The sequence below is a fragment of the Posidoniimonas polymericola genome (genome assembly GCF_007859935.1).
GTDB classification, from domain to species: Bacteria; Planctomycetota; Planctomycetia; order Pirellulales; family Lacipirellulaceae; genus Posidoniimonas; species Posidoniimonas polymericola.
Map to the genome: position 1 here is coordinate 414,784 of NZ_SJPO01000003.1, position 16,773 is coordinate 431,556.

Consider the following 16,773-nt stretch of genomic DNA (forward strand, 5'->3'; position numbering starts at 1 on the left):
AGCGCCGGGCCACCGGCCCGATCACCAACACCCAACCCGCTACCACGCACCACTGCCATGCCAAGCGTTATCGTCCTGGATGACTTGTCGCAAGAGGGCCTCGACCTGCTCGACGCCGCCGAAGGGATCACCTACGAGGTCCGCACCGGACTCAAGGGAGACGACCTCCGCCAGGCCCTCTCCGAGTTCGACGGCGCGATCTGCCGCAGCGGCGTCAAGCTGACGCCGGACGTGCTCGAGGGCCAGACCAAGCTGAAGGCCGTGGTGCGGGCGGGCGTCGGCACCGACAACATCGACAAGCCTGCCGCCACCCGCGCCGGCATCGTCGTGATGAACACCCCGGCCGGCAACACGATCAGCACCGCGGAGCACGCCTTCGCCCTGATGCTGGCCATGAGCCGCAACGTGGCCCCCGCCTACCAGAGCCTGCTCGAGGGACGCTGGGACCGCAAGAAGTTCATGGGCACGCAGCTCGCCGGCAAGACGCTCGGCGTGGTCGGGCTGGGCCGCATCGGCCTGGCGCTGGTCGAACGGGCCCAGGCGTTCGAGATGAACGTCATCGGCTACGACCCGTTCATGTCGGCCGAGCGGGCCGCTGAGCTCGGCATCGAACTGGTCGCCAAGGTCCCCGACATGCTGCCAAAGATCGACTACTTGTCGGTCCACACGCCGCTGACCGAAGAGACCAAGGACATGATCGACGCCGCCGCGCTGGAGATCATCAAGCCGGGCGCACGGCTGGTGAACGCCGCCCGCGGCGGGATCTACAACGAGGCCGCGTTGGTCGAGGGCCTCAAGAGCGGCAAGCTGGCCGGCGTCGCGCTGGACGTCTACCCCGACGAGCCGTGCACCGACAGCCCGCTGTTCGGCATGCCGGGCGTGGTCTGCACGCCGCACCTGGGGGCCAGCACCGAGGAGGCCCAGACCAATGTCGCGGTGGAGGCGGTCGAGCTGCTGACCGCGTTCCTGATGACCGGCGCCATCCGCTGTGCGGTCAACGTGCCGTCGGTCGACCCGAAGACGCTGGAGTCGGTCCGCGGGTACCTGGACGTCTCGCACCGGCTGGGCCGGATGGCGGCGGGCATCGCCCCCAGCGGGATCACCAGCTGCAAGCTGCACTACCGCGGCGAGGTCTGCGAACGCGACACCAAGCTGCTGACCTCGGCCTTCGCCGCCGGCCTGCTCGAGGGGGCGATGGAGGAGTCGGTCAACCTGATCAACGCCGAGACCCTGCTCCGCGACCGCGGCATCGAGGTGGTCGAGGAGTGCCGCAGCGACATGGGCGCGTTCCGCTCGTCGATCTCGGTCGAGGTGACCGCCGGCGGCGTCACCCGGCAGATCGCTGGCACACTGTTCGGCCAGAACATGCCCCGGCTGGTCGGCATCGACGACTACCGCCTCGAGGCGTTCCTCGACGGCTGCCTGCTGGTGTTCTGCCACAAGGACGTGCCGGGCATCATCGGGGGCATCGGCGCCGCGCTGGGCGGGCACAATGTGAACATCGCTCAGATGGCGGTCGGCCGCGCCGGCAACCAGCCCGGCGGCGGCGCCATCGGCGTGCTGAACCTGGACGGCGAGCCCCCACAGGCCGCGCTGGACGACATCCTCAAGATCAACGGCATCACCAGCGCCACCGTGGTGCACCTGCCGGCCGCCGGGTCGCTGCCCAGCTGGCTCGGTTGAGAGTCGGTGAGGCCTAGCGGCACGTGCCACGGTCCGCCTGCGGCTCCGTGGCCCCTAGGTCACTGCGGTCCCGGACTTAATGGACTAATCGTTAGAACCCCCACTGTGGGGGCTGCGTATTGATCGTAGCGCGCCGGGCCCGCGTGTCGTGGCCGCGCACTTCGTTTACAATGACCCGTTCCGCGTCGCCCCGTTTCTCTTCTCGGTGGGGCCGCAGGCAGAACCGCTCAGAATCCCGTACAACGGAACCCAGGTGACCCCGATGAACTCTCTTTGCAACCCGCTGCTGCCGGCCCTCCGACACGCCGCGGCCGTGGCGATCGCCGCGACGCTGCTGGCCGGCGCCGCGCAGGCCCAAATCACCAACGAGGCGCTCATCGGAGACGCCGTCTCGGACGCCGACTCCTCGCGCTACTCGGACGTCGGGAACGCTATCGAGCGCTACGGCAACCGCGACATCGTCGCCGCCCGCACCTTCCTCGAGACCGCCAAGCGGAAGAGCCCCAAGCTGCCGCCGGTCGCCGTGATGCTGGCCAAGATGCACGCCCTGGCGGGCAACTCCAAGGCGATCCGCCCGGCGCTGGAGGACTGCATCACCGAGGCCCCCGACGACCCCGAGCCGTACCTGATCCTCGCCGAGGAGGCGATCCGCGGCAACCGCACCATCGAGGCCGACGCGCTGTTCGACAAGGCGGTCAAGCTGATGAACGAGTTCGACAGCAACGCCAAGCGGAAGCGTGACTTCCAGATCCGCGCCTACAGCGGCCGCACCCGCATCGCCCAGGCCCGCAAGAAGTGGGACCAGGCCGAGTCCGACCTCAAGGCCCTGCTGGAGGTCGACCCGGAGAACGCCGCCGCGAACTTCGCCCAGGGGCAGATCCTGTTCGTGATGGAGCCGCCACGCGCCCGGGAAGGCCTGGCCGCGTTCGACAGGGCCCGCAAGCTCAACGACAAGCTCGACCACCCGTACGTGGCGGCCGGCAAGACCTTCGAGAGCCAGGGCAAGTCGAAGGAGGCTATGCAGTACTTCGAGGGCGCCTACAAGTCCGCCAAGGACGACGAGTCGGTGCTGGTCGCGTACGGCCAGGCGCTGCTCCGTGAGGACAAGGTCGAGCAGGCCGAGAAGGTCCTGGCGGCGGGTCTCAGCACGCACCCGGACTCCCCCAACCTGTGGCTGCTGCGCGGCGTCGCGGCCCGCATGAAGGGCGACCTCGACCAGGCCGAGAAGAACCTGATCAAGACCGTCTCGCTCGCGCCGGCCAACTCGGTCGCCTACGGGCAGCTGGCGCTGACCCTGATCGAGAGCTCTGTCGAAGAGACCAAGCTCCGCGCGCTGAGCTTCGCCGCGACCAGTCAGAAGCTGGCCCCGGAGAACCCCGACACCAACATCACGCTGGCGTGGTCGCTGTACGAGAACGGCCAGGCCCGCCAGGCGTCGAGCCTGCTGCAGAACCTGAAGCTCGGCAACATCGACCCCGACTCGACCCTGCTGCTGGCCAAGATCCTAATGATCAACAATCAGAAGGAAGGCGCCAAGAAGCTGCTGACGCAGGCCCTCGAGGACACGCGGCACATCTTTGTGAAGCGTGGCGAGGCCGAGAAGATGCTGGCCAGCCTGTAGCCGGCGAGCCGCTTCCCGAACGGGGTCTCGCCGCCGGAAGCCGGCTGCGCTCCCGACCGGGAAAGCCCAAGTAGAAATAAAAAGGTCGTGGCAGGTCGATCCGTCGTCCTGCCACGACCTTTATCCTGAAGCAAGACACACGCGAGCGTGTCTCGCCCTCCCGTTTCCTGGTTTTAAGTATCGGCCGGCCGGGTCGTTGGGGTGAGAGGAATCTTCCGGTTCTGGCGGGTTCGCATTATCCTGCGGTCGGTAGCGTGTTAATCTGTGACGCTTGCGGTCGCTGCGCAGGCGGCTGCTCAGCCCTGCGTTCATTCCTAACGGTTATGGCCGTGTGAGCTCCAGGCGCCCGTGTTCTGTCGCGGTGGTGTGTTGGGTCGTCTGGCCGTCGGGCCAGCGGACCGAGATCACTTCGACTGTCGCCGACTCCCCTAGCCCGAAGGCGAGCGCGCCGGTTGATTGTGACAGGTAGCCAGAACCGCTGTGGGTCTCAGCGGTTTGGGTCCTGCCGTCCGACGTTTTCAGCGTGACCCGCGCCCCACATGAGACCGGTTTTTCTTGGCTGCCACGGAGGTGGATCGTCAATACTCGGTTCTCGGCTGAGCCTCGGTTTTCAAAGGTCTTGACCTCGTCATTGTTGAGTGCGACGACCAGGTCGGGCCAGGCGTCGTTGTTCAAATCGACGATCGTCAGGCTCCGGGCGTCTCCCGGCGTGATTAGGCCGCTCTGGTCTGGCCAAACCGTGGAGAATCTTCCGTCGCCGGCTCCCGTGAGCAGCAGGCCAACGCCGCCGTCGGCGCGCCCGGTCTCGGGGTGCAGCGCGTAGTTGTTCTGGGCAAGGCAGAGGTCCGCGTGGCCGTCGCCGTCCAGCTCGGTCAGCCCGACGCCGAACGTCGGGGCGATCTGAGCAAGACGCGGCAACGGGGCGAATTGGAACTTGCCGGACCCGTCGTTGACCAGCACGCCGGACGCGAGGCAGTTCACCGACAGCCGTGTCCCCTTATTGAGTTGTGTGGGTGAAAAGACCGCGTCGAGCGGCGCGGACGCGAAATCCAGGTGGGTTGGGAACCGGTCTTCTATCAGCGGAGACGCCGCGGCGAGCGCTGACTTGCCCCGCGTGGGGAAGAGCACGCCGCGCTCGTAGGCGGCCTCGATCAGGACGTTGCGTCCGAGCCCATCTGGGTCGCCGTAGAACAGCTGCAACGGCTCCTCGCGGCTCGCTTGGTGCTTCGTGTTGAGCCCAGCATTGGCGACCACGTAGTCGATGTCTTGGTCGCCATCGAGGTCACGTCCGGCGATCGAACTCCACCACCCAGTGCGGCGTTCGAGCCCCGCTTCGCTGGTCCGCTCTTCCAGGCGACCCTCGACGTTCCGCCAGAGGCCTACCGGGCCCCACTCGCGTGTCACCAGCAGGTCGAGCCAGCCATCCCCGTCGGCGTCGGACCACAGGGCCCCGGTCACAAGCCCGGCTCTCGAGAGCCCCGGCGCTGCGGCGTCCGTCACGTCGACGAACCGCCCGCCATCGTTGCGGAGCAGCCGACTTGCCGGGGTTAGCGGGTGCTCGCCCGGGACAAGCCTGCCGCCGACAAAAAGGTCGAGGTCGCCGTCCCGGTCGTAGTCGGCGGCGACCACGCACCCGCTGCTGTCCCGCAGGTCGGGGAGCGTCCCTTCCGGCGCTCCGGCGAAATGGCCGCTTCCGTCGTTCAGGTACAGGCGGTCGCGGAGCTCGGGAGCGCCGGGGGTCTGGCCGTAGTCGCCGCTAGCAACGTAGAGGTCCAGGTCGAGGTCATTGTCGGCGTCGAAGAACAGGGCGCCCATGTCTTCGCTCGCCTTGCCGCCGCGGAATGGCTCGTGCCGCGCCATGAAGTCCCCGGTGCCGAGGTTGATCATCAGAACGCCGGGCGTGCCCGCTCCCTGGCCGAAGTAGAGGTCGTCATCGCCATCGGCGTCAACATCCCCCCAGGCGACGCCGGGGCCAAGCTGCGATAGTTTCTGTGGAAGCAGCGGCTGCACGCGGTAGTCGTCGAACGGCTTGTCGAAGTGGCGCAGCGGGGCGAGGGCGCGTGTCTGCTTGAACATCGTCGCCCGTGCCGGTTTGTCGGCGGGGCGGGACGCTCCCGCAGGTTCGGTGATCGTGTAGCATTGGTCCGCGTCCAGACCATGGAACTCCTGGACGCGCCCGCTGGGCCACGCGACTCTCAGGCTTCGGACCCGGGACTCGTCGCCCAGTCCGAAGTGGAGCAACGGTTCGTTGCTCGACAGGAACCCGGTCTGCGGACTCAACTCGCGGACCATCACGCCGGAGGCGGTCTCGATAGTGACTCTCGCTCCTATCCCGTAGGTATTGGCCCCGCCGCCTCGCAGGCGGATCAGCAGGCGGCGCCCGGCGGACGACTCATTCCGGTAGATGCTGACAGGTTCGTTCAAGTTCACGACGACCAGGTCGAGATCGCCGTCGCGATCGAGGTCGCCGTGCGCCGCGGCGTAGCTCATCCCGACGTGGTCGAATCCCCACGAGTGCGACGCATCCTCGAACCGGAGGTCTCCAAGGTTGCGGAACGCGCGGTTCTGTTCGGGGCGCGGCGGCGTGTCCTCGTACACGTCCCACATCGTGCGGCCGACGAGCATGTCCGTGCGGAAGGGGATGTCGGAGTCGTTGTAGCTCCGCGTCACGCCGTTGGTGATCGCGACGTCGAGGCGGCCGTCGTTGTCGTAGTCGGCGAGCTTGACGGCCCAGCTCCAGTCCGATTCGGCCAGTCCCGCCAGACGCGCGCCTTCCAGGAAACGGCCGGCGCCCGAGTTCACGTACAGGGCGTTCCGCATGACTTGCGGCGGGGGGCCCGAGACGGCGCGGAGCCGCTCGTCGGTGATCGCGCCCATGGTCGTCAGACGCGTGCGGCGACCAATGCCGGCCATGTCCACGACCATAAAGTCGAGGTGGCCGTCGTTGTTGATGTCTCCGACGTCGGACCCCATGGAGAACCATGGCGTGTGGGGCACGGCCTCTCGCAAGACGTCGGTGAAGGTCCCGTCGCCGTTGTTCCGGTACAGGTGATCCGGGTCGTTGAAGTCGTTGGCGACGTAGAGGTCCGGCGCGCCGTCATCGTCGTAGTCCCACCACGCGACCGACAAGCCGTTGCCAGGAGCCCCGACCCCTGCGTCTTGGGTCACGTCGGTGAACGAGCCGTCGCCGTTGTTCCGTAGCAGACGGTCTGGCCTGCCCACCTCCTCGATCCCGACTCGCCCGTTCGGCTGGCGCCAAAGCCCGTAGTACTTGCGGAACTGCGGCTTGATCTGCAGGCGGCCGCCGCGGGACTCGACCGGCGAGGCCGCCGGGCGCCCGCCCTCGCGGTAGTACCGGTTGGTAAGCACGTAGAGGTCGAGGTCCCCGTCGCCGTCGAAGTCGCAGAAAGCAGGCGTCAGGCACGCATCGACGCAGTCCAGGCCACGCTCCGCAGCGCCCTCGACAAACCGCCCGTCCCCCTGATTAAGATAGAGCTGGTTGGGAGAATCGTAGTTGCAGACGTAGAGATCGAGATCGCCATCGGCGTCGATGTCGACCATCGCCGAGCCCGCGCCCCAGGATTCGCCGCCCGAGACTCCCGCGCGGGCGGTCACGTCCTCGAATCTTAGGTCCCCGGTCTGCCGGTACAGCCGGTTGCCTCCCGGGCCGCTCGTGATGAACAGGTCGGGGCGGCGGTCGTTGTCCACGTCCCCGATCGCCACGCCGCCGCCCGCAAACCCCGAGTAGTACAGCCGCTTCATCGGGTGTGACGTGTCGGTCGGGTGGGTCATGTCCACGCCCGAAGCATTCGGATCTACTAGTCGGAAGAGGGGGCCGGAGCCCGCTGCGGCTGGCGCCAGGGGCTCGCCCTCAACGCCCGGGCTGTAGGCGGGGGAGCCCTTCGCACGCGAAGGCTCTGGGGCGTCGTCTTGGACGGGGGGCGATTGCGGCGGGTCAGCTTTGTGGCACCCCAGCAGGATCGTCAGGGCCGCGGCAATCCACAGTACGCGAGGACGGTCGGCCCGGGTGCTCGACGGTTCTTGCATTCGCAGCTCAGCGGCCATTGTAGTGGGAAAAAAAGAGCCCCATGACTGCGGCAGCCATGGGGCTCGTAGAAGTAGTCAGTCTTGCGTTGACGAGCGTTCTCGTCAACGACCGTACTAGCGACGACGCACGTAGCCACCTAGGCCAAGCACGCCGAGGCTCACCAGCGCCAGGCTGCCCGGCTCAGGCACGCCAACGATCTCAATGCCGTTAATCGGTGCGCGGAACGTGTTGGCGCCGCCCGACGTGACGTTGATCACATCGCCGGTAACGCCGGTGAACAGCAGGTAGTTCTCGCCCTCGACGAAGGTCGTGAACGGATCAGAGTCGGTCAGCGACTGGGTGACGCCGTTGACCGTCCACTCACCGCCGCGGGCTTGGTCGCTGTCGCCCTGGACGTAGACGTAGACGTTGTACGCCGGGTTCCCCAACGCGCCATCAACGCCGCTTACGGTAATGACCGGAGGGGTGAGGGGGTCATCGTCGTAGTCGAGATACCCGCTCATCAACTGGGCGTCGCCGCCGGCGCCCTGATCGCGGGCGCCGCTGCGCCAAGTGTTGGCGGAGGTCCACTCGACCGAGGCTGAGGTGGCTGCGCCGGAGCCGCTCATGAGGTCCATGGCAGAGCCCGTGGCCCCGGTGAAGTTGTTCCAGTTTTCCGTGCCAAGCACGCCTGCCGCTTGGGTGACCGTCGCGGTTGCGGTGTCCGGGTCGTCAGCGGCAAAATTTAGTGCGAGTGAGTCGGCGTGAACCGCGGAAGCAGCGGCGCCGAGCACTAGGAAAGAGAAGAGGAAGAGTACGCGTCTCATGAGACAAAGCCCTTTCAAAAAGAGAGACTACCAGGATGCATGGGCTATAAACCCGGAGCTAATTGGCTTCCGCCAGCTTGCCATGACGGCGCCGAGCGCAAGCATTCAGCAGCAGCACGCTAACTAAGACAAACGCCAAGAACAGCGGAGAAAAGTATTGGGGAGGACACGGGTTAGCGTCGCACCCACGGACCTGAGAACCCCGATGAGAATACACAGCAGCTTGCCCAGATTCAATTCGGTTTCTTGTTTTTCTTGGTTTTTTGTAGGATTATTCACGCTTTCAGTCAGGCAGCACGGTATCTCCAAAGTCCAACTCAGGCGGCACAACGGGCTGATGGAGGATTGAATCCGGCAGATTTCCTCCGCTCTTGCCCTCTGCCGATCGAAGCCGTTCTGCCTAGTGGAGCCTTCCTAGCCGCAGTTTGCTCATCATGAAGTGATACTCCTCCAACCGGGGGGCGGGGATTCGCCGACTCGGACGGGGGGCGGGGATTCGCCGACTCGGACGCGAGCCGCAACAAGCCCTGGTTTCGTCTTGCGGCTTTGTCAAACTGGGCGTGCCGATGTTCTGCCGAAAAGCGGACGCCACCACGACGCCTCGCTATCCAACCTGCGCTCGTAGCAGTTTCACAGGCCCTGCCAGGCGCCACGTTTCGACTCGTGACTCGGCGCTGCAGCGCGAGGGGGATGTGTGCTTCTTGACACCGCGTGATCGTGCATTGAGGGGGAACGCTTGTTTCGGACAGCTCGGAGGCCTATTTTGGTTGGGAAGGCGTGTCCCGCCCAGCCAGAGTTGAGTCGCCAGCAGTGCGTTTTGAAGCGGCGTTGCACGGGGTACAGTGCAGGCTCCGGACATTGCTCTCCTACGACAAGACACCAGTCGATCGCATGCTCAGTCACCGAGTCTGTCTCCTCGCCGCTTTCCTGCTCGCAGGTGCCGCCCCCATAGCGACGGCCCAGGGACCGGCGCGGCCCAACATCGTGATGGTGTTCATCGACGACATGGGCTGGGGCGACCTCTCGTGCTTCGGCGGCCAGGAGGCCGACCCTCCAGGACCGGAGACCGAGAACATCGACCGCCTGGCGGAAGAAGGAATCCGGTTCACGCAATTCTACGTCAACTCGCCGATCTGCTCGCCGAGCCGCTGCGCGCTGACCACCGGCCAGTACCCGCAGCGTCACAACATTACGTCCTACCTGGCCAGCCGCCGCGAGAACAAACGCCGCGGCGTGGCCGACTGGCTCGACCCCAAGGCGCCGACGCTCGCCCGGGCGCTGCAGGAGGCGGGCTACGCCACCGGCCACTTCGGCAAGTGGCACCTCGGCGGTCAGCGTGACGTCGGCGAGGCGCCGCTGATCCTCCGCTACGGATTCGGCGAGTCGCTCACCAACTTCGAGGGCCTCGGCCCCCGCGTGCTGCCGATGTGCGACCCGCACAACGGCAAGCCGCCGCACCCGCACGCGTTGGGTTCCGACAACCTGGGCCGCGGCCCGATCTTCTGGCGAGACCGCGCGTACGTCACCGAGGAGTTCACCAAGGCCGCGATCAACTTCATCCGCGCCGCCGAGCACCGCGGCGAGCCGTTCTACGCGAACGTCTGGCCGGACGACGTGCACTCGCCGTTCTTTCCGCCCGAGGCCCTCCGCGGCGACGGCGGCAAGCGCAAGCTGTACCACGGCGTGCTCGACGCGATGGACCAGCAGCTCGGCGAGCTGTTCGACTACATCCGCGAGCGGCCGAGCCTCCGCGACAACACGCTGATCCTGCTCTGCAGCGACAACGGCCCCGAGCCGGGCGCCGGCCGAGCCGGCCCCTACCGCGGCGTGAAAGGCACGCTGTACGAGGGGGGCGTCCGCTCGCCGATGATCGCCTGGGGCCCCGGCGTGCTCGCCGAGGGCGTCCGTGGCGCGGTCAACGAGAGCTCGGTCTTCGCCGCGTTCGACATCGCGCCGAGCGTGCTCGCGCTCGCCGGCGTCGACTCGCCGATGCTCGAGCAGTTCGACGGCGAGCCACTGCCGGGCGTGCTCCGCGGCGAGTCGCAGGAGTCCCGCAGCGCGCCGCTATTCTTCCGCCGCCCGCCCGACCGCAACAACTTCGCACGCTTCAAGGACCTGCCCGACCTGGCGGTCCGCGAGGGCGACTGGAAGCTGCTCTGCGAGTACGACGGCACGGCGCCCGAGCTGTACGACCTCGGCTCCGACCGCGGCGAGGGGAACAATGTCGCCAGCGACTACCCCGAGGTGACTCAGCGCCTAACCGACGCCGCCCTCGAGTGGAACGCGTCGATGCCGACCGACCGCGGGCCGGAGCTGGAGTAGCTAGCCTCTAGCGAAAGTCGCTCGGGCGGAAGCCGTTGTAGGCCTTGTTGTACCAGTCGTCGCGGCGTTTGAAGTACTGGTACTCGCCGGCGCTGATGCCCGAGTAGCCAGCCGGCACGCCGTTCACGATCACCACGGGCTTGGCGACTACCACCGGCCGCACGACCACCGGCCTCACAAACGCCCGGCGGCGCCAGCCCCAGCCGGCCTCCGCGTCTTGGGCGAGAAACGACAGCGCGAGAGCCGCGACGGCGGCGGGCAGCAGGAGATTGCGGGTGGGCATCGGTGGGTTCTCCGGGCGTGGTGGCGTTTCCGCCCTGATTGGGCGTTCGACTCCTTGTACGCTGGCTCCCGCGAGGTGTTACCGGGGGAAGGAAAAAACTGGTCCCAGCCGCCGAGACCCTTCGGGGCGGGGTCAGTCGGCGCGGAGTTGCTGCTGCAGCTGCTCCTCGGCGGCGAGCAACTCTCCATCGCTTGGCAGGGTGCTGATGTCGAGCTCCCCCCGTTCTGCCGCCTGGAGTAGATCGACCACCTCCTGAGCGAGCTGCTCATCGAGTGCATGCGTGAAGCAGGGGACATCTTTCAGGCGGTCCATCTTGACCTGTTTGAGCCGTGCCCTCGCCGTGTCGAGCGGGCTGCGGTCGTAGTCGTCCCGCAGCTCGATGTCAGCGCCGTGTCTGAGCAAGAGCTTTGCATAGTGGGGCCAATTGTTCTGAGCCGCCTTGTGCAGGGCGGATTGGGCGGACGGAATGAAGGGGTTGGCATTCCCTGGGGGAGTCCTGCTGTCGACGTCCGCCCCCGATGCCAGCAGCTTCAGCACCATCTGCATGTGCAAGGAGTCGCGATTCGGCAAACTCATCAGAGCGGGCAGAGGGCGATCACGCCCGCCAAAGTTCGGGTCGGCGCCGCGGTCGATCAGCATGTCAACAATCGATTGGCTGCGATTGATGATTGCGTACTTGAGCGAGATTTCGAGGTAAGAGTCGTTGCTCTGAATCGGCAAATCGTTCAAGACGACACCTGCTTCTATTGCCGCCCTCGCCGCCTCAAGATCATTCTCATGGATGGCCTCCAGGAGTGGGTCCACCACGCCGCCACGCTTGTCGGCTTCCGCGATTGCCTTCGCCGCGCGTGCTTCCGCCTCGGTGGGCTTGTAGTAGGCGAGGTCGACCCGCTCGATGGCGTCGGTGGCCTCTTCGTCGGGGTTGTAGGCGTGCACTTCCAGCGGGGTTCCGTCCGCGGGGAAGATGGCCTGGATGAATGTCAGGTAGGCGTCCTGCTCGCGGAGGAAGCGGTCGAGGAATTCCCACTCCGATTCGTAGTCCGACCAGTCGATTTGTTCCTCGTCCCGCAGCAGCGAGCTGAAGCTCGTGCCCTGCATCCGGTCGGACTCGTCGTGCACCTCGGGGTCGATCTCGACGCCGCCGTGGAACCACTGCCCGTCCGATTCGAACGCCTCGACGCACTCGCCGCGGTCGTACAGCGCGTAGTAGACCACGCCGGACACGCTCTCCTCGCCCGCGTGCAGCACCGGCCCGCGGAGCTTCTTGCTCCACTTCATCATCGGGCTGTCGCCCCGCGGCCGGCGCCCCGTCGCGTACACCCACGGCTGCCCCTTGAGCTTCACCAGTGCGAGCACATCGGCCGTTGGACGCGGCAGATCGTCGCCGCGGGACAGAGCATCCCGTTCGACGCGCTCGAAGCCGCGGTCCTTCTGCAGCATCGCGGCGACCTTGTCGATGTCGGCCTTGATCAGCACCTGGTGGGCCTTGAAGAACGTGGCGTCGCACAGCCCGCGTCGTTCTGCCAGCGGGGTGGCGAGCACCGGGTTGCCCTCGCCCGAGGACTGCATCGACTCGTCCGCACGGCGGGCGCCGAACTCTTCTAGTATCTCAATGATTGGCGAAATTCGATTGAGCTCAGAGCTGGAGTTCTCGAATGCCTCGGCGAACCGAGTCTTGTCGCGTTTGGCTCTAGCTAGAATATCCTCATGTTGATCGCGTTGGGATAACGCGACATCCAGCGGCGTGCGGTAGCCATCGCAATGGTTGACGTTTGCCCCGTGCTCAAGCAACCACCGGACAAAGTAGGGCTTGCCGTAGCTGACCGCCGAATGCAGTGCTGTCTGGCCTTCGCGGCTTCGATGATCTACTCTGGTGCCGGCCGCAAGAAACTCCTCCGCCATGGAGACAACTTCGGATTGATCCTGGTCTTTTGAGACAAGCAGCGAGAGCAGCCCGCTTTCCCCGTCCACTTCGGAAACGCCCATTCCGAGTCGGAGAAGATAGCGCGCAGCCTGGTAGTTGTCATGCCATGCTGCTACGTGGAGCGAATCGCTGCTCCAAAGAGCGGCAGTAAGCGGAGACCCCAGCTCAACCAGGCGAACAACCAGGGGCATGTCGTGGTGCTCAATCGCCTTGGCGAGCGGCAGCGAGTTGTGGGGCTTGGCTCCTAGATCAAGGAGACTCGCGATTAACGGTAAAGCCTCGGCGGAGTCGATGATCGCTGCTGCAATAATTGGGATGCTGAGAGTCTTGGCCGGCGGATCGGGATTGGAGCCGGCGTCTAGCAGTCGATTGATAATCTCCCAGGCATGTTTATCGATTGCCTGAGTCAGGATCGGAGCTCCGGCCGCGTCCTTCGCGTCCAGGTCAGCGCCGGCGGCGATCAGTCGCTCCGCGAGCTCGACATGCTTCCAGCGGATCGCGAGCATCAGCGGCGTCTGCCGCAGGCTGTCGGCCAGGTTGACGTTGGCGCCGGCGTCGAGCAGCAGGTTGGCGACCTCGAAGTGCCCCTCGCTAATCGCCGCCATCAGCGGCGTATTATCGTACGGCCGGCCGATTGCCTCGGCGGCGTACTTGACGCTTGCTTCGCTCAGCAGCCCCCCGAGCGACTTCAGCTCCTGCTTGGAGAGCGGTTCGCCCTGCTCATTGATGTCGTGCCCCGCGGCGATCAGCGACTTGACCGCTGACACATCCCCAATCGATGCTGCGTGCTGCAGTGGAAGGTTGCCCATGCCGTTGACCTCTGGCTCACGGAGCGATCACGAGCCAGTATCATAGCCGAACGCGGCACGGGCGCTCAGGTGGTGTTTGAACGTCTGCGTCCGCACGCCGTGGATTTACACTGCCGATTGGAATCGCCACCGCTGAAGAATCGACAAGAAGCCGAGCGTCAGCAGCACCGCGGCCCCCGGCTCGGGGACCAGGTCGGCCAGCACGGCCGCGTGCATCCGCGACGCCATGTCGTGCAGGTTGGCGAACCGGGTGGTGTCGGTCGAGAAGGTGAACACCAGGCCCTCGGAAGCGTCGATCCAGCTGTGGAAGCCGCGGGCGCCGCCCGCCATTGCGTTGGCCGGCGGCCCGAACCGATCGAGTTGGTCGAGCCACACGCCGATGCCGTAGCGGTTGTTCTCGACCGGCGAGGCGGCGATCGGCTGCGCGTCGCTGGTCTGTCGGGTGAGCATCTCGCGGGCGGACGCGACCGACAAGATCCGCTGCCCCGTCGTACGATCGACGCCGTCGTTGAGCAGCATGTCCATCACGCGGCCAAAGTCGGCGGCGGTTGACTCGATGCCGCCGGCGACACGCGGGTTTGCATCGCTGGCGATGTAGAACCGGGTTTCGGCGAGCTGCATCGGGGTCGCGATCCGCTCGTCGAACAGGTCGATGTACGGCATGCCCGCGGCGACCTCCATCGCGGCGCCGGTCGCCTGCATCGACAGGCCGCCGTAGCCGAAGGTCGAGCCGGGCGGGCCGTGCTCCAGCGGCATCTGGGCGATGACGTTGGCCGCCTGGTTGAGTGTGATGTTCGGCGCCAGCAGCACCGCGCCGCCGACATCCTCGGCCGGCAGGCCCGAGGAGTGCGAGAACGCCTGGCGGACGGTGATGTCGCGGTACCCGGGCTTGTCGAACGACGGCAGGAAGTCTGCCAGGCGGCTGTCGAGCGAGAAGCCGGACTCGCCGCTGTCGACCAGCGACATCACCAGCGCCCCGCTGAGCGTCTTGGTGCTGCTGTCGACCTTGGCTGGCTGGCCGAGTGTCCAGGAGCCGAACGCCCGGTGGTACAGCACCTGGCCGTCCTGCATCAATTGGATCTCGAAGCCGGGCACGGCCTCGTCGACGCCAATGCCGGCCAGCGTGGCGTTTGCCAGCGTCGTCAGCCGATTGAAATCCTGCGCAACCGCCTCGTGGCTGCTCAGAACGAGCAGCAGAACTACCATCACCCTCATAAGACCGACTCCGGTAAGACTATTCTCGTCCAAGTCCGCTGCAGGCGCCCGCTCGTGGGGCTGCCTAGCGACGAGAATTAGTTGTCGGTCACCGTCCCAAAGGGGACAGTGTTTCGGTCAGATTCTTAAGAAAGGCGGCTCCGCTGCTCTTGCGAGCTGATGCCTCCAGACGCAAACTCCGGTCAACGGCCGAGGAACCCGCCCTTGGCGGCTGGGTTCACGCCGACCGATCCGCCCCCGCCGCCGCCGAACATCGGTGAGGGGAGGTTGCCGAGCGTGACGACCCCTTCGGCTTCGATCGATTCGAAGTTCCCTGCGCGGTGGCGACACGCGTCCGGCGGAGTCGGCTGGCAGCCGCAGCAGTCGTTCGGGAACAACGCGTGGGTCAGGCAGGGGAGGTGGTAGTGCCCGCCCACGCAGCCGACGCGGTACTCGTCGGGTCCGTAGTTGACGTTGTGCGTCCGCATCGGGTCGGTCGATGGCAGCGGCACGCCGTTGGTGAACGTGGTGACCGGGTCGAGGCAGTGCGGCATCCAGGCGCTCGACAGCGTAGCGAGCGGGCCGAACACTAGCAGCAGGGTGCTCAATAACGAGGGAAGGCGGGCGATCACGGCGGGGCTCTCCTTGCACAGCGGGGGAGGGCGTCTGGCCGGGGTCCTGTAGCCAGACGGGCGCGTGGCGCGCCGCTCAAGTATTCCCGCGCGTCAAGCGGTCGGGCCACCGTTCGGCGTCGGGCCGGCAGAAACTAAGGGCGCCCAACCCGCCTGGTCGGCAGGGCCCGCAGGGTTTCGCAGGTCGGCGCCGGTAAGGTTGACCGAGCCGGCAGCATCATTGGAGACCTTCAACGGCCACGCTCACTCGCCCAGCTCGATCTCGGGCCAGCCGTCCTGCCACGTGATGGGGCGCACGCGGAGCTTGGGACGGCCGCGGTCCTGCAGGTCGTAGGCGTGCATCACGAGGTAGTCGACGCCGTCGAACGTGTAGGCCGAGGGGTGCCCCGCGGCGGCCCAGTTTTGGCCGTCGCCGGCGGCGACCAGCGTGCCGCCGCCCCGGCTGAGGAGCTTGCCGTCGCGATCGACGTACGGTCCGCGGATGTTGTCCGCGCGGCCGACAATCACCTTGTACGTGCTGCGGACGCCGCGGCAGCAGCGGTCCCACGAGGCGAACAGGTACCAGTGGTCGCCCTTGCGGAACAGGAAGGGCGCCTCGATCGCGCCGTTCTGCATCGTGCGGTTCCGCTCGAGCTGCTCGGGCGTGTAGAGCCGTTCGTAGTCGAGCTCCGGGTTCGCCGCGTCGCCCGCGTCGCGGTCGTCGACGGCGAAGTCGCGCGGCCGCGCGGCCAGGGTGCGCCACTCCTCGCGCGGCCCGGTGACGACGCTCTTCAAGTCGGGCGTGAGCTTGACCAGCTTCAGCCCGCGCCAGAACGATCCGAACGCCATCCACGGCGTGCCGTCGGCGTCGATGGCGACGCTCGGGTCGATGGCGTTCCACAGGTCCCGCCCCGGGACCGAGCGAATCACCACGCCATGGTCCTGCCACTGGTAGTCGGGGCTTTCGGCGTCGAGCGTCGTGTTCGTGGCGACGCCGATCGCCGACGTATTCCGCCCGAACGCCGACGCCGAGTAGTACAGGCAGTAGGTCCCCTCGTGCTCGAAGATGTCGGGCGCCCAGAGGTCGCCGCCGAACGCGGGCACGTAGTCCTTGATCCAGGCCGGGGGCTCTCGGAACACCGCGGGCGCGTTCTGCCACGACTGCAAGTCCTTTGACGACTGGACCGTGATGCCGCGGCCGGTGCCGAACAGGTAGTAGGTGTCGCCCTGCTTCGCGATCACCGGGTCGTGCACGATGACGCTTCGGTCTTGGGCGTGCGCGGCGGTGCAGGCGAGGGCGAGGAGGACTAGCGCTAGGAGCGAATGAGTGCGTGGCATAGTGGGACCAGCTACGGGACCATCAGAGGAGTTTTGAGCGGTTTAGTGTGGCAGAACGCCACGCGGCTTACGTGTGCAAGCCGCGTCGGTTTATGATGTCGGTCCTCACCCCAGCCACCAGTACTCGGCGCCTG

At 66.5% G+C, this 16,773-nt stretch carries 10 protein-coding genes; 3 read left to right on the top strand and 7 right to left on the bottom strand.

What is annotated here, in order from left to right; genetic code table 11:
* Nucleotides 1-57 precede the first annotated feature (57 nt).
* Nucleotides 58-1,683: a phosphoglycerate dehydrogenase gene (gene serA, locus Pla123a_RS08435; protein ID WP_146585817.1), complete on the top strand. Its 1,626-nt coding sequence runs from the start codon at nucleotides 58-60 to the stop codon at nucleotides 1,681-1,683.
* A gap of 262 nt (nucleotides 1,684-1,945) precedes the next feature.
* On the top strand, nucleotides 1,946-3,304 hold the full coding sequence (locus tag Pla123a_RS08440) for a tetratricopeptide repeat protein (protein ID WP_146585819.1): 1,359 nt from the start codon (nucleotides 1,946-1,948) through the stop codon (nucleotides 3,302-3,304).
* A gap of 321 nt (nucleotides 3,305-3,625) precedes the next feature.
* Here the strand turns inward: Pla123a_RS08440 and Pla123a_RS08445 are convergent, their stop codons facing one another.
* A complete protein-coding gene (locus tag Pla123a_RS08445) occupies nucleotides 3,626-7,096 on the bottom strand; it encodes an FG-GAP-like repeat-containing protein (protein ID WP_197527793.1) in 3,471 nt (1,156 codons plus the stop codon).
* Between the two features lie 369 nt (nucleotides 7,097-7,465).
* Nucleotides 7,466-8,158, bottom strand: a complete 693-nt coding sequence (locus tag Pla123a_RS08450; RefSeq protein ID WP_146585822.1) for a PEP-CTERM sorting domain-containing protein — start codon at nucleotides 8,156-8,158, stop codon at nucleotides 7,466-7,468.
* Nucleotides 8,159-9,049: 891 nt separating this feature from the next.
* Between Pla123a_RS08450 and Pla123a_RS08455 the strand changes: the two genes are divergently transcribed.
* Nucleotides 9,050-10,480 (top strand): sulfatase-like hydrolase/transferase, encoded by a 1,431-nt coding sequence (locus Pla123a_RS08455; protein ID WP_146585824.1) that lies wholly within the window; start codon nucleotides 9,050-9,052, stop codon nucleotides 10,478-10,480.
* 7 nt (nucleotides 10,481-10,487) lie between these two features.
* On the opposite strand, the gene Pla123a_RS08460 is transcribed toward Pla123a_RS08455, so the two are convergent.
* The 5 genes from Pla123a_RS08460 to Pla123a_RS08480 all read right to left on the bottom strand — a co-directional run bounded on the left by Pla123a_RS08460 (nucleotide 10,488) and on the right by Pla123a_RS08480 (nucleotide 16,639).
* Nucleotides 10,488-10,763: a hypothetical protein gene (locus Pla123a_RS08460; protein ID WP_146585826.1), complete on the bottom strand. Its 276-nt coding sequence runs from the start codon at nucleotides 10,761-10,763 to the stop codon at nucleotides 10,488-10,490.
* A gap of 132 nt (nucleotides 10,764-10,895) precedes the next feature.
* On the bottom strand, nucleotides 10,896-13,496 hold the full coding sequence (locus tag Pla123a_RS08465; protein WP_146585828.1) for an ankyrin repeat domain-containing protein: 2,601 nt from the start codon (nucleotides 13,494-13,496) through the stop codon (nucleotides 10,896-10,898).
* Between the two features lie 105 nt (nucleotides 13,497-13,601).
* Nucleotides 13,602-14,711: a serine hydrolase domain-containing protein gene (locus Pla123a_RS08470; RefSeq protein ID WP_146585830.1), complete on the bottom strand. Its 1,110-nt coding sequence runs from the start codon at nucleotides 14,709-14,711 to the stop codon at nucleotides 13,602-13,604.
* A 182-nt stretch (nucleotides 14,712-14,893) separates the two neighbouring features.
* Nucleotides 14,894-15,322, bottom strand: a complete 429-nt coding sequence (locus tag Pla123a_RS08475) for a hypothetical protein (protein WP_146585831.1) — start codon at nucleotides 15,320-15,322, stop codon at nucleotides 14,894-14,896.
* Between the two features lie 243 nt (nucleotides 15,323-15,565).
* Nucleotides 15,566-16,639, bottom strand: coding sequence for a family 43 glycosylhydrolase (locus Pla123a_RS08480; RefSeq protein ID WP_146585833.1), 1,074 nt, complete (start codon nucleotides 16,637-16,639; stop codon nucleotides 15,566-15,568).
* Between the last annotated feature and the right edge of the window lie 134 nt (nucleotides 16,640-16,773).

Bases quoted from the DNA above. Each gene is read 5' to 3' on its own strand.
- Pla123a_RS08440 (WP_146585819.1), top strand. From the start codon at position 1,946: ATGAACTCTCTTTGCAACCCGCTGCTGCCGGCCCTCCGACACGCCGCG.
- Pla123a_RS08445 (WP_197527793.1), bottom strand. From the start codon at position 7,096: ATGACCCACCCGACCGACACGTCACACCCGATGAAGCGGCTGTACTAC.
- serA (WP_146585817.1), top strand. From the start codon at position 58: ATGCCAAGCGTTATCGTCCTGGATGACTTGTCGCAAGAGGGCCTCGAC.
- Pla123a_RS08455 (WP_146585824.1), top strand. From the start codon at position 9,050: ATGCTCAGTCACCGAGTCTGTCTCCTCGCCGCTTTCCTGCTCGCAGGT.
- Pla123a_RS08470 (WP_146585830.1), bottom strand. From the start codon at position 14,711: ATGAGGGTGATGGTAGTTCTGCTGCTCGTTCTGAGCAGCCACGAGGCG.
- Pla123a_RS08480 (WP_146585833.1), bottom strand. From the start codon at position 16,639: ATGCCACGCACTCATTCGCTCCTAGCGCTAGTCCTCCTCGCCCTCGCC.
- Pla123a_RS08465 (WP_146585828.1), bottom strand. From the start codon at position 13,496: ATGGGCAACCTTCCACTGCAGCACGCAGCATCGATTGGGGATGTGTCA.
- Pla123a_RS08450 (WP_146585822.1), bottom strand. From the start codon at position 8,158: ATGAGACGCGTACTCTTCCTCTTCTCTTTCCTAGTGCTCGGCGCCGCT.
- Pla123a_RS08460 (WP_146585826.1), bottom strand. From the start codon at position 10,763: ATGCCCACCCGCAATCTCCTGCTGCCCGCCGCCGTCGCGGCTCTCGCG.